This window comes from Acinetobacter sp. 1542444 (assembly GCF_000581835.1).
Classification (GTDB): domain Bacteria; phylum Pseudomonadota; class Gammaproteobacteria; order Pseudomonadales; family Moraxellaceae; genus Acinetobacter; species Acinetobacter pittii.
In genome coordinates this window covers 662,242-688,278 of sequence record NZ_JEYA01000001.1, presented here as the reverse complement: position 1 = coordinate 688,278, position 26,037 = coordinate 662,242, and the positions used below count along the sequence as shown (strand labels likewise).

Here is a 26,037-nt window from a genome sequence, read left to right as displayed (position 1 = left end):
CTTTTATACTATAGGTTCTACCTTTTAGCTCTATACAAATGCTTTAAAAAGATAAGCAGATGTTTTGAGTGTTCATTCATCGTTTAATGCACATTCAAAATTACTTGGGTTTTCTTTACATCTTACTTTTTTCAAAAAATTCATCATTTTAGGGTCGTAAATACCTGCTTTTGTTAGCTGTATACGTGCCTCGCGCATCATTTTCATATAATTTACTTGTTCATTTTTAGGAATTTCCATCCAATATTTTGAAGGAATATCACTTTCATATTTAGCAATAATGCTAAACGTTCTATTGAGTTGGCTGGCTACCCAAGTTCGAGACTTTTGCCCAAAACCTGCTGGAAACTGATCTTTACGAATAATAAAATTTGCCGAAATTTGAGTTAAAGGAAAACGAACAATTGCTCCTTTCTCACCTAAACCTTTGTGTAGTTCAAAAGGTTTAAATGCCACAATAGGAGCGGGCACAATATCAATTTCATGGTTATTAAATTTTGCACCGGCATTGGTAACGTCTACCGATACAGCCTGACCACCGACATGTTGCACAAGCTTTGGTTGGGCTTCATCATATTTGAATACCCCAATTTTTTTACCGGCAGCCTTCGCGAGAGTATTTATACTTCTATCATTTACAAATAAATAGGCAGGACCAATTGTGCCTAAACCTGCAATTTCGTAAGGACCGACCACCATGTTTTTTGCGGCCATGGGTGAGGACAATAGCTTATAGGCATTAATCGCCGTTTTGATATTTGTTAATGCGCCAACTGCATCTAAAGATCCTGTGTATTTATTAAACTGGCGGCCACGTAAACCGCTAATAATAGCGCCATCACATTTTCCAACTTTTAAATCTTCAGCTGCAACGCGTTCATCAACATATGCTTTTAAAGATAGATCAGCTCCCCAATTCTTGGCTTCAAGTGCATAATCTTTGGCTAAAGCGAAAGCATCTCCCGATTTACCAATTGGGTCATACACACAGACAACTTGTTGTTTTGCATAAAGAGTTGTTGTTAAACATGTGCTTGTAATCAATAAAATAGTTTTAAAACGATCCATATTTAATTATCCATTATTTAAATTATAAAAATTATTTTATGAATCTTGCTTAGATTAGATATGACATTTCAATAAGAATTTAAAGAGAAAAGGTCAAAAGATGGCTTTATTACTACTTAATGAAGTAGAAAATTGTGCAAGAGAAAATGAAAAATATGACGGAATAGCTATTTATTATAAATACTAATACTTGGTTTCTTGAACAAGTTCTAACTTAATGGGAATGGAGATACATTTCTTGTTGAGTAATCTTAGAAAAATTAATCCGTTCGTCAAATAGTGCTTCATATACAGACAAATCTGTATAAAAAATGCTTCCACTTTGTTAAGGTTTTGTTAAAATAAAATTAAGTTGATATTTATCACGGATTGCCTAGTTTATGGTGAACTATAACAAATTTAATAAAAGTGTCTTATTTATCTGTTTATCGATTATGGGAGGATTAAGTTACGCTGCAGATCCTGATGACCCGATTCGACAGCGAATTCAGGCTGATCAGTCTACTCGTCAACAACAACGTGATACAGCGCTAGAAAAACAAATCCAGCCCAATGTGAATGTCAATCTGGGGCAAGAACAAAATAAAAATTTAGCTCAACAATTACAATATTTACGCTCTAATAGTGAAACTCCTTGTTTTGAAATTAAAAAAATACTTTTAGAAGGTGATTTAGCTTATCAATTCATATCAGATTTTAATGTGATTACGACTGGCAAGAATAATATTATTGGACGTTGCTTGGGTGTAAATGGTCTCAATCAGGCACTTGATCTTGTTCAAAACAAAATTATTGCAGATGGTTATGTCACAACACGAGTTTTGCTTCCTCAGCAAAATATCGCATCTGGCACTGTTCGAGTTCGTGTTATTCCTGGCCGAGTTGATCAGATTAAGTTTGCTGAAGGTACTTCTAAACGTGCTCATTTATGGAACTCTTTACCGATGAAATCGGGTGAGCTTTTAAATATTCGTGATATGGAGCAAGGCTTAGAAAACTTTAAAAGAGTACCTACGGTTGAGGCTGATTTTAAAATTCAGCCAGCAGAACAAAAAAATGAACCGGGCTATAGTGATGTGATTCTTGCATGGCAACAGGCTAAACCTTATCGCTTACATGTGGGAATTGATGATTCAGGTTCTGATGCTACTGGAAAATACCAAGGTACAGCGACCTTGTCACTTGACCATGTGTTGACTTTAAATGATTTGTTTTATGTTAGTTATAATCATGACTTAGGGGGTAGTGGTTCTGGTAAGCATGGTACAGATGGTTTTTATGCAAGTTATACCATTCCATTTGATTATTGGTTATTTTCAACCAGTTATAGCCGTTCTAACTATTTACAAACAGTCGCCGGAAGCAGTGAGACCTATCAATATAGCGGTAAAAGCGAACTTATTAATGCAGATTTGTCCCGAATTATTTATCGCGATGCACACCGTAAAACTGTCGTAGGTTTTGGTGGCTGGTATCGTGAATCACAAAACTATATCAATGATGTTGAAGTAGAAGTACAACGCCGAAAAACGGCGGGATGGAAAGCAAGTCTCGATCATACCGAATATTTTTCTAATGCCACTTTAAGCGGTAATGTGACTTATAAGCGTGGTACAGGCTGGCTTAATGCAATGAGAGCACCAGAAGAAGATTTTGGTGAGGCTTATACACATGTAGGGATTTTACAGGCCAATGCCAGTTTACAAGTTCCTTTTAAAGTAGGGCAACAGAACCTGCAATATCTTGCAGAATGGCGTACCCAGCACAGTAATAAACCTTTAACACCGCAAGACCGCTTCTCGATTGGAAACCGTTATACCGTAAGAGGTTTTGACGGTGAGCAAACGTTGTTGGCAGATAATGGCTTTTTAGTTCGCAATGAACTGAGTGGCTCAATCATGAATAAACCACATTCATGGTATGCCGGTATTGATTATGGAGAGGTGGGTGGAAAAACCGCGCATTATCCAAACCCTTTACCGGGTACCAGTTTATTAGGTGCAGTTGTTGGATTGCGTGGACAAATTGTCCCTCTGCATTTGAATTATGACGCTTTTGTCGGAGCACCGTTGAAAAAGCCAGATCACTTTGAAACGGATGATTACACGACTGGATTTAGCGTGAACTGGACCTATTAATTTAAGTTCAAAGGTCTAGAACGCAATTAATTGTATTAAAAAAAGATTTAGTGAGATTTTAAAATGAATAAGAACCGTTATCGTATTATCTTTAGCCATGCTCGCGGTATGTTTATTGCTGTTGCCGAGATTGTAAAAAGTAAAACTAAGCAAGCAGGACAAAGTCAGGGAACAATGGAAACAGGTTCAATAACGTCTTCTGTTTCACCTATTCATTATAAAAAACTAAATCCGCTTAACTTTGCCGTTATTGGTTGTTTAGGGGCATTGGTGATCAGCTTACCAATGAGTAGTGTTGCTGGAACGCAGATCATTGCAGACAAAGGTGCTCCGACATCACAGCAGCCAACTATTTTAAATAGTGCTAATGGAACAACTCAAGTCAATATTCAGACTCCAAGTGCAGGTGGTGTTTCGCGTAATACCTATACGCAGTTTGATGTTGGTCAAGAAGGTGCGATTTTAAATAACTCGCGTAATAACACTCAAACCCAGATTGGTGGATGGGTACAAGGCAACCCATGGCTTGCAACAGGTGAAGCCAAAGTTATTTTGAATGAGGTAAATAGCAGTAACCCAAGTCAACTTAAAGGTTATATCGAAGTTGCCGGAAAACAGGCTCAAGTCGTGATCGCAAACCCTTCAGGTCTAATTTGTGATGGCTGTGGTGTGATTAATGCAGACCGTTTTACTTTAACCACCGGCCAAGCGGTAATGAATCAAGGTTATCTTGAATCATTCCGTGTCCGTGAAGGGCAAGTTACGATTGAAGGTAAAGGCTTAAATGGAAGCTTAACACCTTATACAGATATTTATGCGCGTGCCTTAAAAGTCAATGCTGGCTTGTATGCCAATGAACTGGGCACGGTACTTGGACAAAATGATATTCAAGTCAAAGACCAAGTTACTCCTCAAATTAAAGCAACTACAGGGTCAACATCTACACCTCAGCCGAACTTTGCCTTAGATGTGGGTCAACTTGGTGGAATGTATGGTGGTAAAATCTTTCTAGTAGGAACAGAGCAAGGATTAGGTGTTCGTAATGCTGGCTCGATTAACAGTACCCAAAGCAGCCTTACCCTGAATACAAATGGTGATCTGGTCAATAGTGGTAATTTGATTGCAAATAAAGATCAGGTGCAACTTAAAGCTCAAAACATTCAGAATACAGGTAATATCAGTAGTGCAACTTCACAAATTTCAGTTGAGAGCCAAAATTTAAATAACTCTGGTCTAATCAGTAGTGCAGATGAGTTACATCTCCAAAACCAGAGTATTGTTACCAATAGTGGTACGTTAAATGCTGCTCGAATAGCGATTAATTCTAAAAATCTAAAAAATAGTGGTTCTATCGAACAAACAGGCATACAAGGGCTTGATTTAAAATCAGGCTCAATGACAAATCTTGGCGGTAAAATTGGAATTGCTAAGAGCAATACTGGTGGCGGTACGGGGGGATCTACAGGTGGAAGTGTTCCGACGGTCCCAACAGATCCATCTAAAGATGGTGGAAGTTTAGGTGTTGTAACTCCAGTAGATACAACTCCAAAAACTTACGATACTGGTTTTATCCATGTGTCAGATGTGCTGAATAATGATCAAGGTGCAATTGTTGCTAATGGTGGTGTAGATTTAGACAGCCAAAATGGTTTAGATAACCAAGGCGGCCAACTTAATTTAGGTGCTATCAATATTAAAGGAAATAGCTTTAATAATAACCAAGGTCAGCTTACTGTTAAAAGTGCCAGTATTCAAACCTCAAGTTTTACTAACCAGCAAGGCCAGCTTGCTTCTAATAGTACTCTTAATATTCAAACTCAGTCTGCCAACAATAAAAGCGGAAAAATCCAGTCAATTGGACAGCTTGATTTAGCTGTAAGTGGTGAGTTGAATAATGTTGATGGACAAATTGCTAGTGGAGCAACTGTCAACGTTAATGCAAGTGATTTGAAGAACCAGTCAGGTGTTGTGTATTCAGAAAACCAAGCTGTAGATATTAAAGCGAATAAAGCGATTGATAATACTGAGGGGCTCATTCAGGCTAAAACCAATTTAAATTTAGATAGCCAATCACTTAATAATACATCAGGGCAAATTGTTGCAGATCAAATTAATCAGAAACATGTGACGGTTAATAACAATCAGGGATCTATCGCAGCTCAGCAAAATTTAAACAGTATTGCTCAGCAGTTTGATAATACTCAAGGTCAGATTCAAGCTAAATCAATAAAGTTACAGCATGATCAACTTAAAAACACTGGTAGTGTTTATGCAGATCAAGATTTAACGATTACAGGACAAAATACTCAGAATGCTGGTACTTTGGCGGCTGGAAAAAATGTCCAGATTACCAGTTCAACTTTAGAACATAGTGTAGGTGGATTGATTGCAGCGGGCCTAGATCGTGAAGGCAAATTAGCTAATGCTGGTGATGTTTCAATTAGTTCAGATCAAGTCGGTTTACATGGACAAACCTTAGCTGGCGGTAATTTAAAAGTACAAGCACAAAGCAATATTGATGCGGCAAAAGGGCAATTGCAGGCACAAAATATTGAACTAGGGAGTGTAACTGGCAACATTTCCACACAAGCTGGAAGCGTAGTTGCCAAAGATCAACTCAACCTAGTTAGCCAGAACCTGATTAATAATCAACAAGGGCAATTAAGTGCTCAAAATATAGTGCTGAACGCCAAACAACTTGATAACAGTCAAGGTAAAATTCAGCATATTGGGAACAATGAATTTACCCTAGATTTTGTAAACGGTTTAAATAATAAATCAGGTGAAATTAGTAGTAATGCATCTTCAATTAACCTGAACACGTCTGCTCTGAATAATGAAGCTGGAAAGATTATCCATGCAGGGAGTCAGCAACTGAATATCACTGCCGATCAATTGCAAGGAGCACAAGGCCAGATTCTCAGTAATGGACAGCTATTATTGAAGGGTGGACAAGTTGTATTAGATGGTGCAACTACTTCTGTGAATCAGATCAATATCTCTGCGGATAGTTTGAGTCATCAAAAAGGTCAAATGGTTCAGCGCGGTACATTAAAACCGCTTACCTTAGCGATTAAAGATCAATTGAATAACCAATTAGGTTTTATTCAGAGCCAATCGGGTTTACAGCTAAAAACAACTACGCTTAATAATCAGGGTGGTCAGTTAAGTTCTGCTCTTAATTATGATGTACAACTTGATGTGGCAGCCTTACTCGATAATAGTCAATCAGGCAAAATTTACGCAGGTCAGAATGGCGTTATTCAAGCTGGTTCTATTGATAATAGTTTAAGTGGACTCATTTCTGCACAAAATGCATTAACTCTGACCAGCTTGGGAATCATTAATAACCAGTCTGGTAAAATTGTGGCGAATCAAGATGTCACTCTTACTTCTAATGGCCTAGACAATAGCAGTGGCCAAATTGGTAGTAGCCAAGGCATTGTAGCGATTAATGCAGGATCTGGTGTAGTTAATAATACTTCTGGAACTCTACAAGCTGAAAAAGATTTAACTGTAACTGCTGACCAGATTAATAACCAATCTGGTCTTATGAACAGCCAAAGTTCACTTAGTTTAAGTAGTCGTAAAGATGTTAATAATGCATCTGGACAAATCATTGCTAAACAAGATGTGACTACACACAGTCAAGGTTTGACCAATAATTCAGGACAGATTGGTAGCGTTCAAGGCAATGTCTCATTAGATGTTGGTTTAGGCGATTTGAATAATCAAGCAGGTAAAATACTTGCTGCTCAAGATCTGACTTTAAGCGCTCAAAATTTAGATAATCAGTCTGGTCTTATCTCAGCTCAAAAAAAATTGGCATTAAAAGTTCAGAAATTAAACAACCTTAAAGGTCAAATTCAAAGTGGCGATGCCATAGAAATTACGGGACAAAGTCTGAATAACCAAGGTGGTTCAATTGAGACAAATGCTGATCTTACTTTAAATATCAAAGGTGCATTAGATAACAGTCAGTCAGGCAAATTGACGGGCAACACTACAGAAATTACAGCAGGCTCAATAAATAACAGTAATAAAGGCCAAATTAATGCTACAGATACCTTAACTGTTTTATCGCAACAAGGAATTAATAACCAAACTGGGGTGATGGCCGCGAATCAGAACGTTTCTATTCAAAGTCAGGGCTTGGATAATACGTCGGGGCAAATTGGTAGTGTTCAGGGTTCATTAACCATTGATGCTCAAAAAGAAAAATTATTAAATACTTCGGGTTCACTTCAAGCAGGAACGAGTCTGAAAATCACGAGTGGTGGCTTGAATAATGATTCGGGCACTATTCTTGCGCTTACCGATAATACAATTACAAGCACGGGTGACATCAGCAATAAAGCAGGGAAAATTGCATCGAATGCTCATACCACAATTACAAGTCAGAATTTAACTAATCAGGCTGGAACGATTCAGTCAGGTAGTGGTTCAGCTTTAGATCTGGTAATTAATGGAGCATTAGATAATAGTCAAGCAGGCCAATTACTGAGTGGTGCTGGTTTGAATCTGAAAGTGAATACTTTAGATAATAGCCAGCAAGGGCAAATCAGTGCGCAAGATGCACTAAATATCATCAGTACAGGACTCATCAATAACCAAGCAGGTACTTTGGTTGCAAACCAAAATGTAACTTTGAGCAGTAAAGGTTTAAATAATAATCAGGGACAGATTGGCAGTATCCAAGGCGGATTAGTTATTGATGTTGGAGATCAAGCTCTCACCAATCAGTCTGGCGTATTACAGGCAAAAACTGATTTAACAGCAAAAGCCTTATCTGTAGATAATACAGCTGGACACTTCAGCGCTCAGGGTAAAATTGATTTAACTAGCCAAAAAAATATTAATAATACCCAAGGTTCAATTGTTGCTGATCAAAACCTCAATATCCATAGTCAAGGTTTGATTAACAATCAAGGGAAGCTGGCAACCCAAGGTAATTTAACTGTTCAAGCGGGTACGCAAGCGTTACAAAACCAAGCCGGTATTATTCAATCTGGACAAGATATGTCCGTGATAGCTGCCTCAATTGATAACTCATTATCAGGACAGATTAATGCACAAGGTAGTGCAACCTTACAAAGCACAGGTCTTTTGAATAATGAAACAGGTGTTTTAGCAGCGGGACAGGATCTTACGCTTAACGGTAATGGTTTAAATAACGCCAACGGTAAAATTGGAAGTGTGAATGGTGCATTAAATATTAATGTAGGTTCTTCACTTTTAAATAATCAATCTGGATCATTGCAGTCGTCTGGCGTAATTGATCTTAAAGCGGGTGGTGTAAATAACAAATTAGGCAAAATTACATCATTAACGGCAATAAATATAGATAGCCAGAAACAGGCATTCACGAACCAACAAGGTACGATCAGCTCAGATCAGATTTCAATTTTATCTGGTCCATTTAATAATGATCAGGGCCTTGTGCAGGCGAAAACGTCACTTGTGCTTGATACCAACGGGCAGAATCTGGTGAATACCAATAGTGGTACACAAGGTGGATTACTTAGCCAAGGTAATCTCACTTTAAAAAATCTTAGTGCTCTCGACAATACGCAAGGTTACATTGCAAGTGGGCAAAATTTAGATTTAAGCGCGAATCAGGTTATTAACAACAAAGGAACCTTGCTTGCAACCCAAAACCTGAAATTACAAGGGACAGGTCAAAAACAACTGCTAAATAACCAGTCTGGACAGATTTTGTCGATGGGGGATATGCAGCTGACCATTGAGCAGATCAATAACCAAGGTAAATTAGTTGCAACAGACCCAGATAGCCATATCATGGCCACAGGGCAGCTAGATCTTGTCACTCAGCAGTTAGATAACCAAAATACCTTTACTGATAGTACGTCTGTTCAAGGTATTGATGCTGGTAATCTAAACTTGAGCGCCCAAACCTTGAATAACAAGTCTGGTGCAATCCGTAGTAACCAAAATGCTGTACTTAATATTAGCGGGCAGTTGAGTAACCAATCTGGTGAAATCAGCGCCGTTAAACAGCTTAATTTACAAGGCAATCAGCTTGTTATTAATAACCAAAAAGGCAAGTTGCTATCAGGCGAAAATTTAAATATTACAGCTCAATCGCTTACAGGTGATGGTCAGATTGCAAGTTTGGGCGATGCGAATATTACTCTAAAAGAAAGCTTTAAGCAGACTCAAGAAGGTCAATTACAGGCAAATAACAATCTTAGTTTAAGTACTGCTGCGGATATTACCAATGATGGCAAAATCAATGCAGGCAATATTTTAAAACTAAATGCAGCCAATATAACCAACAATAGCAATGCTCAGATTGAAAGTCACGATACCCAGATTGAAGCTCAAGACCAGATTAATAACACTGGGCTGATCAATGGTGATTACACCACACTAAAAGCAAATACTGTAAATAACCAAGGTACAGGTCGTATCTATGGTACAGATCTTGCGATTAGCGCTAACACTTTAAATAACTTGCCAGATGTTCAAGGTAAGGCTCCTGTTATCGCTTCACGAGGTGATATGAACCTTGGTGTGGGAGTGTTAAATAATCTGGCAAATACACAAGATTATGCGAGCCAGGCACTTATATTCAGTGCTGCAAATTTATATTTAGGTGGTGCTTTAGATGAGAACAGTAAAGCGACTGGTCAAGCCAGTGTGGTTAACAATGAGAGCGCGACCATTGAATCTTTAGGTAACATGCGCTTATCTGCTGCACAGATTAACAATATGAATAAGCATCTTGTGACTGGGTTAGTCGAAACTAGTCGTCAAGATGGATTAGAAAAATTCTGTAATGCTTGGTGTAACTTCGATGGAACTTACTATGACGGTAACTGGTATGAAGACTGGACCAAATATCACTATAGTGAAATTACTTATGAAACCAAAGCCATTGAATCCGCTCCAAGCCAAATTAAAGCTGGAGGTGATCTGGATTTAACCAATGCTAAAGTGGTGAATGATAGTAGCCAGATTCTGGCTGGGGGGGAACTTAAAAATGATGGTGGATCAATTACATCAAAGAGTTTTGAAGGTATAAAAAGAGTTGTCGACACGGGCACCAAAGAAATTTTCTGGAAATATGAAGGGCAATGGACTGAACCATTTGAAGTTTCAAGTGAAACAACAACTAATGTGTCGATAGGTCAAGTCGCCGATCATTATGAGTTGAACCAAACTAATCAAGATATTGCAGCTGTTTCTAAGAGTAATAGCGACCCAATCACGAATGCACAGACCAAAACAACTCATGTTAATGATTTAACAGCTACATCTAATACAACTTTTGTTGAGCAAGCAGGTGTTGCACAAAATAAAAATTTACAAGCAGCAGGTCAGACTTCTGTAAAAACAGATGTGCAAACTTCAGGGTTAAATGGAAACTCGTCTAACCTTCAACAAAAAGACAATACCACTCAAATCTCTGTTTTGGACCAATTACAAGGTCAAAAAGCTTCTCAAGTTTCAGGTGCCTCGACTTCGGGTCAGGCCACTGCACCAGATCAAGCTGGTACTGGGGAGCAACTCGAAATTCGAACCATTAATAATAACAATATTAAAGTTGCCAACAATGCCTTGTATAGAACAGGAGCAGATAGTAAAGCAGGTTATCTCATTGAGACCGACCCGAACTTTACCAATTACAACCAATGGTTGTCTTCAAACTACATGCTCAGTGCTTTAGGCCTTGACCCTGCACTACAACAAAAACGTTTAGGAGATGGTTTTTATGAGCAGCGCATGGTCCAAGACCAGATAGCTAACTTAACTGGTTATCGTTTCTTGGAAGGTTATGCATCTGATGAGGAACAATATAAAGCCTTAATGAATAACGGGGTGACTTTTGCCAAACAATATGGCTTACGTCCGGGTATTGCTTTAAGTGCTGCACAAATTGCGCAATTGACCAGTGATATTGTCTGGTTAGTTGAAAAAGACGTGACTCTACAAGATGGAACGAAAACCAAAGCGCTTGTTCCGCAAGTGTATGTAAAAGCTCGTGTAGGAGACTTAAAAGGAGACGGTTCTTTACTTACGGGTAATAGTGTTAACTTTAAGTTAAACGGCGACTTACTGAATGGTTCAACCATTGCTGGACGAGAAGCTGTTCAGATTACTGCAAATAATATTAATAACCTGATGGGCCGTATTCAGGGCAATACCGTTGATATCACTACGAAAAAAGACCTTAATAATATTGGTGGTCAAATCAGTGCCCAAGATGCAATGGCTGTTAAAGTCGGTGGTAATCTTAAAATTGAGACGACGACAAAAACCTCGGAAAGTCAGATTGGCGGTTTAGGTTCAAGCACAACAGGAGTGGATCGTGTTGCTGGGCTTTATGTAGGTAGTGGTAATAAGATTCAGCCGAATAAGGCAACGCTGGTTGTTGATGTTGCTGGAAATACGGTTCTTAAAGCTGCGGAACTCAATAACAACAATGGCGCAGCGGTGATCAATACGGTAGGTAATGTTGACATTGGTACCGTACAAACAGGTTATAAACTTAGCACTTACCGTGATGCGCAGAATCATTCTACCAGTCAGAAAACTCAAGATGTCGGTAGTCAGGTTAATAGCAATGGCTCATTACTGTTAAATGGACAAAATATAAAAGTACAAGGTTCGGGTTTAAATAGCGAACAAGGTACAACTCAACTTTCTGCAGTTAATCAGTTGGATATAGTAGAAGGTCGTAAGACAAGCGAACTGGATAGTCAGTGGTACAACAAACATAAAGGTACATTAAGTAGTAAAACAACAAGTGGCTTTATCCATGATCAGCGTGATGAGTCAATTGCGAGTACGGTCGAAGGTAATAAAGTCATTCTAGATGCCAAGAATGTTAATATTCGTGGTAGCCAAGTCGTGTCGAATGAATTGACTCAAATTCAGGCCAAAGAAAATGTGAACATTACTGCTGCACAAAATCAATATTCCAACCAACAAGAGCAGACTGTCAAAAAATCAGGATTTAAAGCGAGCCTTTCTGATGGCGTGGCAAGTGTAGGTTATGGAAAATCGAGCTTAAATACAAAAGAGGATGGAAAATCTACAACCTTAACTCAAAGTGTAGTTCGTAGCCAAAAAGGTGATACGACCATTATTGCTGGTAAAGATTTGACCACTGAAGCAGCTATTTTAGATGCAGGAAAAGACCTCAATCTAAAAGGTGCAAATGTTAATTTAAATTCAGCATATGCAACCGATGAGCAACATTCAGAAGTTCATAGTAAACAGTCTGGTATTTCGGTTGGTGTGACCTACTCTCCAGCGATGGCCGCTGCCTCTGCTTACAAAAACAGTATGAACAATGGTCAATTCTCTGATAGCGCCGTTGGTCAGGTAATGGCCCAAGGTGAAGCAGTTCGTAAGGCTTCTATGGCTGCAATGACACCAGTTACTATCCAAGCTGGTAGCAATAAAACAAATCAGGTCAGTAATACATCCAGCACTCAAGCTGTAGTCACTCAAGCTACCGCTAAAGGCAATTTAAATATTATTGCAACAGAAGGAAGTATTAATAGCCAAGGTGCCGAGCTTTCTGCCGAAGGCAATGCATTATTGCATGCCAAGGAAAATATTAATCTGGGTATTGCCGAGAGTCATTCAGAGCAAACTGCTGACCGTAAACAAAGTGGTTTTAGTATTGATAACCGTGATTGGGCTGCACCTGCTGGAACATTCAAAAACAAAAACCAAGGTGATGGTCGTAGTACTCAAACGACAGGAACCCAGCTTTCGGTGGGTGGAAAAACAACCCTACAAACTGGGCAAGGCGATATTAATATTATCGGTAGTTCAGTTGCCTCAAAAGGTTATGTGAACCTTAATGCTGCTCGTGATATCAATATCAAATCGAGCCAGAACAGCCAAAGCCAAAGTGAGCAGAGTTCAAACAAAGGTATTGGTAGTGCGCAGATTTCGGATACGGAGCAGTTCTATGGCTATATGAATGGTCAGAGCCAAAGCAATAGTAAAGGTGTTGAACAGCAACGCAGTCAAGTGGGCAGTTTAGAAGGCAATGTCAATATTCAGGCAGGCCGTCAATATACCCAACAAGTTGCTGACGTTGTTGCTGCGAAAGATTTAAATATTAATGCGCAAGACATTCAGGTTTTAGAAGGCCATGACACAGGTAGCTCATCTGAAAATAGCAAAGACCTAAAAATTGGACAATTCAGTCGTGTGAGTTCACCACTCATTGATTTGTTGAATGCAGCAGATAAAGCGAAAAACAGTAAAGCAGATGACCGTACCCAAGCATTACAAGCTGTTGCAGCAGGTGCTCAGGGTTACCAAACCTATAGTGATATAAAAGGTGGCGCACTATTTAAAGCTGAATCTGGTATTGGCTTTAGTACCAATAAAAATCAGCAAAATAGCAGCTATGCCACTTCGCAACAAAACAACTTAAAAGCTGGTGGCAATGTCAACTTAACCAGTACTCATGGCGATATTCACCTTCAAAATACGCAGGTGAAGGCAGAAGACAAAATCAATCTAGATTCTTCAAAAAATATTATTCTGGAGTCAGGTCAAAGCCAAAATAAAGCTGATGGTAAAAACAGTAATGCGGGCTTAAGTGTTGGTGTTGGTGTTTCTGTTGGTGCGCAAACAGGTGCTTACATTTATGGTGAGGCTGGTTTTGGTAAAGGTAGTAATCATTTAGACAGTAATACACATAGCCAAACAACTTTAGATGCAAAAAATATCAGCTTAACGAGTAAAGGTGACACCACACTACGTGGAGCACAGGCAAAAGCAGATCGGATTGATGCAAATGTAGGTGGTCAGCTTAAAGTTGAAAGTTTACAAGACACTGTTGAGCAAAATACCAAACAAACTGGAGCGGGTGGTCGCTTGCAAGCTTCGTTTGGTACAGCTTGGCAGGCATCTGGTAATTTTAATAGTAGCAAGGCTTCGGGTGATTCGAATAGTGTTAACCAACAGTCTGGTTTATTTGCTGGAGACGGTGGTTATCATGTAAAAGCAGATAGTGTTGATTTAAAAGGTGGTGCAATTGTTTCAACTGCAACTAAAGATAAGAATGATCTGACCACGAACCGTTTAACTTTTAGCAATATCGAAAACCAAAGCCAGTACGATGCGACTACAGTCAGCTTATCTGGAGGTACAAGTTTAGGTAAAGGTAAATCAACTGGAGATAGCAAAGCATCAACACCAACCAATAATGACAACTGGCGTAATGCAACCAGCTTTAGCCCAAGCCTGCCACAGCATGATTCTGACAAAGACAGCAGTACCACTTATGCGACTTTAAGTGCAGGTAATATTACGGTAGGTGGAAAGTCGACTACGGTTGAGCAATTGGGTATTCATAGCGATGCAGCAACAGCCAACAGAGCGGTTGAGACTTTGCCGAACTTACAAACTATTTTAGATAAGCAAAAGACAGTAGCAGATGCGACGTCAACAATTGCAGCGGCATCACGTACCTATGCCCAAGACCAGATCAAGAATGCAGCAGCAGAAAAAGAAACGATTGGAAAGCAGATTGCCAGTCAATTAAGTCCAGAAGAACAAATTAAACTCAAAGAGATGTCTGCGTCCGATAAGGATGCATATTTAGCGCAATACGGTGTTTATGATGCTGCGCTCGCAAATGAAAAAGCAGTAACCCAACAATGGGGTATGGGAGGTAATAAAGGACGTGCCTTGAATGCTGTTACAACAGTGATTACAGGCGCACTTGGTGGGCAAACTGATATTCAGGTTGCAGCCAATGCACTTGCACCGTATGCAGCACAGCAGATTGGCGAGAAGTTTGGTCATGGTGAGGACAAGAATAAAGCTGCACAATTAGCAAGTCATGCAATATTGGGTGCAACACTAGCTTACTTAAATGGAGGCAATCCAGCTGCTGGCGGTAGTGTCGCAGTTGCGAGTGAGGCAGCGGCAGATTACTTTGCGAATCAATACAACGATGGCAAAACCGCTATTAACCCTGAAACAGGGAAGTTTGATGCAAACTTATTACCGGAAAATGTTAAATCAGGTATTCGAGATTTAACGGCAGCGATTGGCGCAGTTGTTGGTGGTACAGTTGGAGATTCAGCATCGAATGCACAGTTGGCGGGTGTGATTGGGCAGAATGCGGTTGAGAATAATGAATTTTCGATCATTACTAAGGGAGTCGAAAAGAAATTAGCTGATAATAAAAAGGAAAAAGAAGCGCAAGCTCACTTAAGTTGTCCAAAGGGGCAAAGCTGTATGATTCCAATACCTGAAAAGAGCTTGGGTGATAAGGCTTTAAATGTCATCAATAATATGACACTTCGTCAACTTGCCGCAGTGGCAGGTGCAAAATATGATCCTTTGACAGGTGAGGAAATTACACCAAATGAAAGGCAGTTAGCTAAAGCCTCAATGTTAGGATTAGGATTGACCAGAACTGTTTCGGGAGTTACACGATTAACTGATGATGCATTGATTGGGATTGAAAAGCAATATGGTAAAAGTATTGCTGAAAAAATTAGTAATAATTTTTACAGAGATGACGATCTTATTTCGAGGACTAAGGTGCGGGATGAAGGTCTTAAAAATGCTGAGAAAATTTCGACTGCAACAAATCCTAAAAATATTGCTAAAGGACAAGTGAATCAACCTAGAAATGTACAGGAACAAATTGTGTGGAATGATGTTGTAGAAAATCCAAAATCTGGGGTTGAATTAAGAAGTCTTAATAAAGATCAAAGGTTTCCACAAGATGCTGGATTTGTAAAAATGAGTAGAACAGTTAAAACCAAAGAAGGGAAAACTGTTGAAGTACATTATCAGTATAATGATGTAACTAAAAAAGTTTATGATATGAAGATAGTTACTAAACCATTCCATGAACAATAGGGAGTATCTGAAATGATTGGTGTAAATGATGATTGGGATGATGATATATATATATATGGTATATATCATAGTAATGGTGATGTATATTTTTATGGAATCTCTGGGGAAAAAGATAATGCTTTGATAGCATTTAGGCAAAGAGATATAAAAATAAAAGATCCTAAACTAACTTATGATATGGTTTATTTCGGTAATGATGGTCGTAGTCATTTTATGATGCTTCATTGGGCTTTAGCTGAAGATGGTTTGTTAGATAAATTGTTAGAACGTGACCCAGATTCTTTAGCATTATTTTCTAAATTGAGGTGGCTTGATCGTAAGCAAGAATTTGCATGATTTAATGATATTTATTGTTTTAAGATTTTTATAAAGGCTTATTCATTTAGATGTATAAGCCTACAAGGTAAAAAAATTTCAAAAGTAGCATCAAATTTTAATTAGATGGAATGTGCGGGTTCTCTAATCTTTACTGAATAGTAAGTTAGAGAACCGCGAAGAATAAGTTACACATCGAAAGCATCGAAATGATAGTTAAATATAGTGATGATTTTTTTATACAGTGGGATGTTGTTTATCCATTAAAAAATGATTTAAATCTTGGAGTGTTTAATTTTTGGATTAATGATACATGTTATCCAGCAAAAGGGATAAATATTACATTAAATTCTCTTTTTAATATTTTAAGTAGTAATATTGAAGAGATTAAAGCACTTAATAGTGATATAGGTGATATACCAATTGAGAGAATAGATTTTTGTTCTTTTGATAGTTAGGATTTAATATGGTTAGATACTGGCGAATTATTCCAATTTGGCTTTGGTATGGTTTTAGGTTTTAACAAGGAAAGCGAAAGATTGTTTTATACTTTTGATTATGAAAAAAGCTATTCTGAAATTATTTTGCCAAAAGGAACAGTAGTATCTACTTTACAAGCTTTGACTAAGTTGTAAACTTTATTGGTTTGAATGTTTTACTAGTGTCTCCTAGATAAATATTATTGACTCACAATTCGGCCGTTTACTTATGCAAACTCTTAGACTTGAGAGTTTGCATTTTTTGTCGTAAAAGAACCTTTATCACAAGCTTTTTCACCTAATTATATTGAAGATATTATTAAGAATGCATCGCCAATCAAGCAGAAAAATGGAAACTGGTCATATAAATCTGGTGATTTAAATGTGATTTTAAGTCCAGATAGGAAGCTTGTAATTACTATTATGACAGAAAAAGAGTAGTTAAAATGTGTAACAGTATATTGAATGAATTAGAAGAATTAGTCTCAAAATATATTCATGATAAAATCAACTTTTATGATTTTAAAGGTTTTATAATTGGTAAAAGTAATACTTTAAATAATTATATAAACTTTAAATATGATTTAGTCATGATAATAGAAAATTGGTTTGAATATGTAGAGTTCTGCTATTTTGAGAAAAATTGGAAGGAGTATTTATTAGAGTTAGGATTTTTTTTAATTAAGGGAGTTAAAAGTTATCCTGAAGAGGTTTCTTTACCATCAGATTCTATAATAGTAAAGGAGCAATTTTCTCGTTATTTATCCTGATTTGAAAGTTGAGAGATGAGGTTATCTATGAAAGTTAAGATATCTTAGAAAGATGCTATAAATCAACCCAAGTGCATGATTTTTATAGGTTTGATTATTTTTTAAAAGTGCTTACACATTTGAGTATAAGCATAATTTCCATTCTATTGAAAAACAATAGATTCTATATGCTACATGTTTAACTAACCACAATCCATTTTCAGCTTGGAAAAACTCAAATCCACTCTTATATAGTTTTAAAGAATGAATCTTTAAATACCAATAAAAAAGCGGTGACCAAGCAAGGAGATCAGAGCCGCGCTTTAAATGCAGTAACTACGGCAATTACTAGCGCACTTGGTGGACAAACTGATATTCAGGTTGCAGCCAATGTAATTGGCGAGAAGTTTGGACATGGAGAAGACAAGAACAAGGCAGCACAATTAGCAAGTCATGCAATTCTGGGTGCAACGCTAGCTTAACAACGATAGTAAGACAGCAATTAATCCTGATACTAGTGAGTTTGATGCAAATTTATTAGCAGAGAACATCAAATCAGATATTCAAGATTTAACAGCACAAGCCATAGAGAATTGCTTAAACTTCTTATGAAGCAAAAAATAAAGATCTGATGCACACTTAAGACTGAACATAAGTCTAATCAAACTGTGGTGAATTACAGTAAAGGTCAAAGCTTGCTATAGCAACACCACAGAGAGGCAGAGCTTTATATATGGCAGGTTTCCAAATCTTTTACTCCATTTAACATAATATACATTATACGAACAGTTGTATAATTCAATATTGCCCCATAGCTTGGTAGCTATCTTTCATTTGTTTGTAGTGCTTATTTCTTTCTAGCTATTGCGGTACTTTTAGCTATGTGGAATGAATTTTTATTCTAATTAAATTCAGCACTAGCATCTTCTGACGTTGCTATTGATAGATAATAAATAGGATTTATAAAATCTAATTAAATAGAAATTATGATTAGGTTTGGCTAATAATCGCTTGTTTGATTTTTATTGAGCTTTCTCTCTACCTAGCGCTCCTAGAAATTAAAACTATATTTCGATAGACCATTTTCCTAAAATCTTTAAAGTCTATGCTAAATTCTAATTTATTAACTCTGATATGCTCCAATCCGCAATATAAAGCAAATTTAATTACAGATTGGTTGAATAATGTATATTTAGTCACATTTTTATTGAAATCTATATTTTATTTCTCAGTAATAATTTTGAAATATAAATTATAAATTAAAAAATGAATTATATTTTTATTAAATATTTTAATGTATATCATGCTGTTTTAATTTGGAGTCTGTTTTTTTATTAATCATTATTTTATAAATTTTTATAAATAACAATAACTTAATATTGTTTTGGTGGTTTTATTATTAATAAATTTTTAGAAATTATAACTATTACATTATTTAAAGTATTTAATGTGATTTATATCACGTATAAATTAATGATTTTTTATTATTTAAAGTTTAATGATTGTTTTTAAATTAAAAATAAGGTATCACATATATATAAACTATTTTATAAATAGGTATATAAAATGAAAAATAATATATTTAAACTTCTTGTTTTGATGGTGCTTTCCTCTTCCCCACTATTTTGTTATGCAAGTAACACAATAATGATAAGAGGAAATATTGTTGAAGATACGTGTTCAAGAGAACATAGCGAGATAGAATGTGTTGAGGTAAATAATTTAAATATTAAACTTGATAGTGAATATTTAAATAAAGATAGTCTTTTTAAATTAGCTCAACATACTGAGAAAATGGACACAAGCATTGAGAGCATAAGTTCTAACCACAAAGTCGTGCTTATTAATTACCATTAATATCCAAACTTATTTTTGCAGTAAGTTTGATGAAAGAGTGATTTGTCGAATCCATCTCATGTTTTGATGAATTGATTGATGAGTCACTCTTTTTTTATAAAAAATGACTATTTGTATATTTTTTCTGTATACATATGCATAATTTATTCTATATAATTGTATTCTATGAATTTAAGCTTATTTTTCACATAATTTGTTTAATTCTTTTTTATTTACATCGTGTTCTTATGTAATTTTCTTCTCTTTATAGCTTTTCTTTTTTATAAAATAAAAAAACTTTCATAAACAATGATATAGACCATTGATGGTCGGCCTGAACTTCAAATACAAAGCGTGATTTAATTAAAATTATGAAAAAATAATGTGATATAGTTTGCATTTTGTTTAAGAAGTGTTAAGATCGCCGCATTACTTTTCAAGATGTCAAACACTGGAAAAGTAAGGAAATAAACTTTTATCCAGACTTTTGAGAAAACACTATGAAAAAACTTGCTTTGATCGCTGCTCTTTCGGTTGTAGGGATTGCTAATGCTCAAGCTGCTGATGGTACAATTACAATTAATGGTTTAGTTACAGACAAAACTTGTGACATCGTTACCCCTGCTGGTAAAGACTTCACAGTTACTCTTCCAACTGTTTCTAAACAAACTTTAGCTGTTGCTGGGGATGTTGCTGGTCGTACTCCTTTCCAAATCAACTTAGCTAACTGTTCACAAGGTAAAGTAGCTACTTACTTCGAACCAGGTGCAACTGTTGACTTTAATACTGGTCGTTTACTTAACCAAGACGCTACTGGTGCTAAAAACGTTAACGTTCAACTTTTAGGTAGCAACAACAACTTCATCCCAGTACTTGCTGCGGGTGCAAACGGTGCTCAAGCTAACTCTCAATGGGTTGACGTAGCTGATGGCGCAGGTGCTGACCTTAACTACTACGCTGAATACTATGCAACTGGCGCTTCTACTGCTGGTAAAGTAACTACTTCTGTTCAATACACAATTATCTATCAATAATTAATTGATAGCGGGGTTTCTATGTCCGCATGGAAACCCTGTTTTGTGTAACGCTTTCCTGAATCTTTCTTGGTTGAGAACTCGAAAATGAAATTGAACAGTTATAATTTTTTGTTAGGTTTAGCATTTGCTTCAGCAGTTAGTGCACCTGCTACTCAAGCAGAAATTGTAATTCATGGCACTCGTGTAATTTACCCGTCAGATGCTAGAGAAGTTACGCTACAAGTTAGCAATAACGGTTCAAAACCAGCACTTGTCCAAGCTTGGATTGACGAAGGTGACCCAAAAAGTACACCGGACCAATCAAAAGTTCCTTTTATGATTGCTCCTCCTATTTCTCGTGTTGAAGCAACGAAAAGTCAGACTCTTCGTATTACAGCTTTACCAAATGCTTCTCAGTTAAATCAGAAGCAAGAAACAGTTCTGTGGTTGAATATTTTAGATATTCCACCAAGACCTACTTCAAAAAGTGAAGATACGACACCTGATAATTTCTTACAACTTGCAATTCGTTCACGCATTAAATTCTTCTATCGTCCTTCATCGATTAAAGAAGATGCGAATTTAGCATCAGATAAGCTTCAATGGATTAAATCTGGTCAAAATTTAACGGTAAAAAATCCTACCCCTTTTCATATCACAATGACTTCTGTTTACCAAAAGGCAGGTGATAAAAAGGTTGATTTATTACCTCAGGGGCTAATGATTAAGCCTTTCTCTGAAGCGTCAGTTCAGCTTAAGAATGGCAACCTTCAAGATATGAGTTTTATTAACGTCAATGACTACGGTGGTCGCGTTGAGCACCCGATAAAACTTCAGTAATCAGATTTATCTTTTTAATAAATTTAAGCACCTATATGTGTAGGCGGACTTAGCTATGCCAAAAAAAAGGCAAGAATCTTATAAATTATTAAAACGCCATATTTGTTACTACTTGGCTTCTGGTGTTGTCACAATGACAATGCCTGTATTCGTGCATGCTGAAGAAACAACTACGAGTGCTCCAGTAGAGGCTGAATTTGATTCTGCTTTTTTAATTGGGGATGCTCAGAAAGTTGATATTTCTCGTTTTAAATATGGAAACCCTGTTTTACCAGGCGAATATAACGTTGACGTATATGTAAATGGTCAATGGTTTGGTAAACGTCGTATGGTCTTTAAAGCATTAGACCCTAATAAAAATGCAGTAACCTGTTTCACAGGAACAAACCTGATTGAATACGGCGTTAAACAAGACGTTTTGACTAAACACACTACCCTTCAAAAAGAAAATAATAGTTGTTATAAAATTGAAGAGTGGGTTGAAAATGCATTCTATGAGTTTGATACCTCTCGTTTACGTGTAGACATTTCTATTCCGCAAGTTGCTTTGCAGAAAAATGCGCAAGGTTATGTCGACCCAAGCGTATGGGATCGTGGTATCAATGCTGGTTTTCTGTCTTATAGTGGTAGTGCTTATAAAACATTTAATCAGTCGAATGATCAAAGTGAAACAACAAACGCATTTATGGGCGTTACGGCTGGTTTAAATATTGCTGGTTGGCAATTACGTCATAATGGCCAGTGGCAGTGGCAAGATACACCTGCTGAAAATCAATCTAAATCAGATTATCAAGAAACAAGTACATACTTACAAAGAGCCTTCCCTAAATACCGTGGTGTTTTAACGCTTGGTGATAGTTTTACCAACGGCGAAGTATTTGACTCTATTGGTTATCGTGGTATCGATTTCTCAAGTGATGACCGAATGCTACCAAATAGTATGTTAGGTTACGCCCCGCGTATTCGTGGTAACGCAAAAACCAATGCAAAAGTTGAAGTTCGTCAACAAGGCCAACTTATCTATCAAACAACTGTTGCACCAGGTAATTTTGAGATTAATGACCTTTACCCTACTGGTTTTGGTGGGGAAATTGAAGTTTCTATTATTGAAGCAAATGGTCAAGTACAAAAATTTTCGGTTCCATATGCTTCAGTTGTACAAATGTTGCGTCCAGGTGTAAACCGTTATTCTTTAACTGTAGGTCAGTTCCGAGATCAAGATATTGACCTTAACCCTTGGGTAGTTCAGGGTAAATACCAACAAGGTATTAACAACTACCTAACAGGTTATACAGGCATACAAGCTACAGAAAATTATGCTGCTGTATTGTTAGGTGCTGCTTTTGCTACACCAATTGGTGCTGTTGCGTTAGATGTGACCCACTCTGAAGCTGATTTTGAAAAACAGTCATCACAATCTGGGCAAAGTTTCCGTTTAAGTTATAGTAAGTTAATTTCTCCGACTAACACAAACTTAACCCTTGCTGCCTATCGTTACTCGACAGAAAACTTCTATAAATTACGTGATGCTCTACTTATTCGCGATTTAGAAGAAAAAGGTGTAAACACTTATGCGGCTGCGGGCCACCAGCGTAGTGAATTCCAAATTACTTTAAACCAAGGCCTTCCTGAAGGTTGGGGTAACTTCTATGTAGTGGGTTCGTGGGTTGACTATTGGAACCGTAGCGAAAGTACTAAACAGTACCAAATTGGTTATAGCAATAATTACCATGGTTTAACTTATGGTTTATCTGCCATTAACCGTAAGGTTGAGTACGGTTCAAATGATGCGACGCATGATACTGAATATCTAATGACGCTTTCATTCCCAATTAACTTTAAGAAGAATTCAGTCAACGTCAACGTTACTGCTTCTGAAGACAGCCGTACTGTTGGCGCAAGCGGAATGGTTGGCGATCGCTTTAGTTATGGTGCCTCTGTTTCGCATCAAGACTATGCAAACCCAACGTTTAATGCTAATGGTCGTTATCGTACGAACTATGCAACTGTTGGTGGTTCTTATAGTATTGCTGACTCTTACCAACAAGCAATGGTTAGCTTAAGTGGTAGTGTGGTTGCACATTCAGCTGGTATTTTATTTGGACCTGAGCAAGGCCAAACGATGGTACTTGTACATGCACCTGATGCAGCTGGAGCAAAAGTGAATAATACCGTTGGTTTAAGCGTAAATAAGGCTGGTTATGCGGTTATCCCGTATGTTACACCTTATCGCCTAAACGATATTACGCTTGACCCACAAGAAATGTCGAGCCAAGTAGAGCTTGAAGAAACAAGTCAACGTATCGCACCTTTTGCTGGCGCAATTGCAAAAGTGGATTTTGCGACTAAGACAGGTTATGCAGTCTACATTAATAGTAAAACTGCTGATGGCAACAGTTTACCGTTTGGCGCTCAAGTCTTTAATCAAAAAGATGAAGCTGTAGGTATTGTTGCGCAAGGTAGTATGATTTACTTACGTACCCCACTTGCTCAAGATAGTCTCTATGTGAAATGGGGCGACGAAAGCAATGAGCGTTGTTCGGTTGAGTACAACATCAGTAATCAGTTGCAAAATAAGCAACAAAGCATGGTAATGACTGAGGCTGTCTGCAAATGAAAAGAATATTATTAACAGGTTTTTTATTTACGGCCGGCCTTGGTGTATATGGTGAAGCTAATGCTGCATGCCGTATATATAATTATCAACCAAATGACGTTCGTATGGCAGTAGGCCGTGTTGTTGTGCGCCCTAGTGATCCAGTAGGTGCAGTTTTAAGGAAAGCAACTTTTCCTATCTCTAGTAGCGGTACACAAGCGATGTATTGTGATAGTAGAGACACTGTAGTTGCTCAATTAACTCAAGCTTATCCTTTAAGTTCTTTAGGGAATAGTATTTATACAACCAATATTCCTGGTATTGGTATTCGTCTATATCGTGAAGCTGAGAATAGTACCAATTTTTCTGGTTATTATCCTTATGAACGTGGTGGCATTTCTGGTACTCGTTATTTAGCATCTGGCTATTTTGTTGTAGAAATTATTAAAATTGCTCCACAAACTGGTTCTGGCACATTAGTACCGGGCAGATATAGTAGTTATTACGTCCGTGGTTTCCCAAATCAGCCGTTTTTAACAAGTACTGTTGATGCTAATGCAATTACCATTGCCTCTTCTTCATGTGAAATTCAAGGTAACATCAATAAAGTTGTACAGCTCCCGACCGTTACAAAGGCTGGTTTCAAAGGCGTTGGCTCAACTCAAGGCGAACAAACCTTTGATATGAATATTCTCTGTAATGGGGGGATCAACCCTACTGGCTACGAAGAGAAAAATCTCATTAGTTTAACTTATGATTTTACTCAAGACGGAACAAATACTCAGGTACTCGCCAATACTGCTCCGACATCTGAAAAAGCAAACGGCGTAGGTGTACAGTTACTCTGGAATTATCAAAATAAAAATCAGGTCATCAAAAAAGGTGACAAATTAGCATTAGGTACATTGTCTTCTAACCAGACAATTCAATATAACGTACCGATGACTGCCCGCTACTATCAAACTGCAACAAATGTGACTGCTGGTAAGGTTCGTGCAATGGCTACTGTAACTATTGAATATGATTAATCATATTCAATAGTTTTTAAACCTAATAATTTCAAATATTTAAATATTAATAATAAATTTTACTTTAACACTACTTTCTAAGAATTTTATACTTAACTTAATAGGAATGTTTATGAAAAAAATAGGTATAGTTGCTGTTAGTGCAGTGACATTATGTTGGGCAATGTATCAAGTATCTTCTGATAATACAAATACAGTACCGCGTAGCGAATCTAACCAAAAAGTCGCATCTAAAAGCATTTCATCAGCTACAAAGAATGAAAAATTAGCGTCTCAAACCCTCTTGGTTCAAACTACCTCCCTTAATTCTTCTGCGCCAGTCTGTAAATATAATTTTGATGCGACTCAAGAAGATTATGATCTTTGGAATAATGAACACCCTGAATATTTTCCTAGGGATGTATTTCCATTCATAAATGAGCAAAAATTTGGTTTTAAAGTGGAGCCTAGGTCAGAAAGTGAATATAGCGATTTGAATTATGTAGCTCTAAGTAAAGTTGGTCTTAATTTGGCTAATGACACTGGAGATTTCACATTACCTCATACAGGTATTGTTGCATTTGAAATGGAGCTTAAGCTTCCAACATCAGCCCTTGGGAATTCATCACTTGGTAATTCTACTTATTACTCCTCTGGCATTGGATTTAGGGGGGTAACAAATAATGGTTATACCGTTAGATCCAGCTTTTGGTTTGATATGGGGGGGTATGATCCAGATTTTGGTGAAAATCCTGCTAGATTAAGCTATTCTGTAGCTTACCGAATTAGTGATAATAGCGGCCCTGACAATCCATATTATAAAGGTCAAAACATGACAAATAGTTCAAATGGATACCAGAGATTAGGGATGTATATTAATCAGAACACTAAGCGAGTTGGCTTTATTTTAAATGGTGTTGATCAGGGGTATCAATCTACTTTACCTGCTCCACTTGAAAATATACGTTTTTCTGTCTCAAGTGGTATATCAATATATTCTAATCAGTTATTTGGACAAGAATTGTCAAATGAACTGATTACTGACCGTAATGCACTACAGTTTAACTACCCTCAAGGCACAACAGACATGTGTGGTAATGCCATCTAAGATATAAAATTA

At 37.2% G+C, this 26,037-nt stretch carries 12 protein-coding genes and 1 pseudogene; 12 read left to right on the top strand and 1 reads right to left on the bottom strand.

Going from position 1 to position 26,037, the window contains the following annotated elements:
• Positions 1-72: 72 nt before the first annotated feature.
• Complete coding sequence (adeT1, locus tag J580_RS07575) at positions 73-1,068, bottom strand: putative multidrug efflux protein AdeT1 (RefSeq protein ID WP_032003651.1); 996 nt, start codon at positions 1,066-1,068, stop codon at positions 73-75.
• 380 nt (positions 1,069-1,448) lie between these two features.
• Here adeT1 and J580_RS07570 point away from each other — a divergent pair, with 380 nt between their 5' ends.
• From J580_RS07570 to J580_RS07530, 12 genes and pseudogenes are all read left to right on the top strand, one after another.
• Positions 1,449-3,206 (top strand): ShlB/FhaC/HecB family hemolysin secretion/activation protein, encoded by a 1,758-nt coding sequence (locus J580_RS07570; RefSeq protein ID WP_032003650.1) that lies wholly within the window; start codon positions 1,449-1,451, stop codon positions 3,204-3,206.
• A 63-nt stretch (positions 3,207-3,269) separates the two neighbouring features.
• On the top strand, positions 3,270-16,079 hold the full coding sequence (locus tag J580_RS07565) for a hemagglutinin repeat-containing protein (RefSeq protein WP_228131052.1): 12,810 nt from the start codon (positions 3,270-3,272) through the stop codon (positions 16,077-16,079).
• A gap of 12 nt (positions 16,080-16,091) precedes the next feature.
• Complete coding sequence (locus J580_RS07560; protein ID WP_032003648.1) at positions 16,092-16,415, top strand: hypothetical protein; 324 nt, start codon at positions 16,092-16,094, stop codon at positions 16,413-16,415.
• A gap of 188 nt (positions 16,416-16,603) precedes the next feature.
• Positions 16,604-16,852, top strand: coding sequence for an Imm42 family immunity protein (locus J580_RS23780; protein WP_228131051.1), 249 nt, complete (start codon positions 16,604-16,606; stop codon positions 16,850-16,852).
• 482 nt (positions 16,853-17,334) lie between these two features.
• Positions 17,335-17,643 (top strand): hypothetical protein, encoded by a 309-nt coding sequence (locus J580_RS23775; protein ID WP_228131050.1) that lies wholly within the window; start codon positions 17,335-17,337, stop codon positions 17,641-17,643.
• A gap of 260 nt (positions 17,644-17,903) precedes the next feature.
• A pseudogene (locus tag J580_RS23975) lies at positions 17,904-18,201 on the top strand (hypothetical protein); the annotation flags it as partial.
• Positions 18,202-19,188: 987 nt separating this feature from the next.
• Entirely contained in the window at positions 19,189-19,479 is a 291-nt protein-coding gene (locus tag J580_RS0104000; RefSeq protein WP_005069200.1) for a hypothetical protein, read from the top strand.
• 479 nt (positions 19,480-19,958) lie between these two features.
• Complete coding sequence (locus J580_RS07550; RefSeq protein WP_002113678.1) at positions 19,959-20,492, top strand: fimbrial protein; 534 nt, start codon at positions 19,959-19,961, stop codon at positions 20,490-20,492.
• A gap of 87 nt (positions 20,493-20,579) precedes the next feature.
• Positions 20,580-21,314, top strand: a complete 735-nt coding sequence (locus tag J580_RS07545) for a molecular chaperone (RefSeq protein ID WP_032003646.1) — start codon at positions 20,580-20,582, stop codon at positions 21,312-21,314.
• Between the two features lie 55 nt (positions 21,315-21,369).
• Positions 21,370-23,931, top strand: a complete 2,562-nt coding sequence (locus tag J580_RS07540; RefSeq protein WP_032003645.1) for a fimbria/pilus outer membrane usher protein — start codon at positions 21,370-21,372, stop codon at positions 23,929-23,931.
• Complete coding sequence (locus tag J580_RS07535) at positions 23,928-24,938, top strand: fimbrial protein (protein ID WP_032003644.1); 1,011 nt, start codon at positions 23,928-23,930, stop codon at positions 24,936-24,938. The genes J580_RS07540 and J580_RS07535 overlap by 4 nt, the downstream gene beginning before the upstream one ends.
• A 112-nt stretch (positions 24,939-25,050) precedes the next feature.
• Complete coding sequence (locus J580_RS07530; protein WP_032003643.1) at positions 25,051-26,025, top strand: DUF4882 family protein; 975 nt, start codon at positions 25,051-25,053, stop codon at positions 26,023-26,025.
• Positions 26,026-26,037 lie beyond the last annotated feature (12 nt).

What these genes read in the sequence shown, in the direction of transcription:
- adeT1 (WP_032003651.1), bottom strand. Translation starts at nt 1,068, where the DNA reads ATGGATCGTTTTAAAACTATTTTATTGATTACAAGCACATGTTTAACA.
- J580_RS07570 (WP_032003650.1), top strand. Translation starts at nt 1,449, where the DNA reads ATGGTGAACTATAACAAATTTAATAAAAGTGTCTTATTTATCTGTTTA.
- J580_RS07565 (WP_228131052.1), top strand. Translation starts at nt 3,270, where the DNA reads ATGAATAAGAACCGTTATCGTATTATCTTTAGCCATGCTCGCGGTATG.
- J580_RS07560 (WP_032003648.1), top strand. Translation starts at nt 16,092, where the DNA reads ATGATTGGTGTAAATGATGATTGGGATGATGATATATATATATATGGT.
- J580_RS23780 (WP_228131051.1), top strand. Translation starts at nt 16,604, where the DNA reads ATGATAGTTAAATATAGTGATGATTTTTTTATACAGTGGGATGTTGTT.
- J580_RS0104000 (WP_005069200.1), top strand. Translation starts at nt 19,189, where the DNA reads ATGAAAAATAATATATTTAAACTTCTTGTTTTGATGGTGCTTTCCTCT.
- J580_RS07550 (WP_002113678.1), top strand. Translation starts at nt 19,959, where the DNA reads ATGAAAAAACTTGCTTTGATCGCTGCTCTTTCGGTTGTAGGGATTGCT.
- J580_RS07545 (WP_032003646.1), top strand. Translation starts at nt 20,580, where the DNA reads ATGAAATTGAACAGTTATAATTTTTTGTTAGGTTTAGCATTTGCTTCA.
- J580_RS07540 (WP_032003645.1), top strand. Translation starts at nt 21,370, where the DNA reads ATGCCAAAAAAAAGGCAAGAATCTTATAAATTATTAAAACGCCATATT.
- J580_RS07535 (WP_032003644.1), top strand. Translation starts at nt 23,928, where the DNA reads ATGAAAAGAATATTATTAACAGGTTTTTTATTTACGGCCGGCCTTGGT.
- J580_RS07530 (WP_032003643.1), top strand. Translation starts at nt 25,051, where the DNA reads ATGAAAAAAATAGGTATAGTTGCTGTTAGTGCAGTGACATTATGTTGG.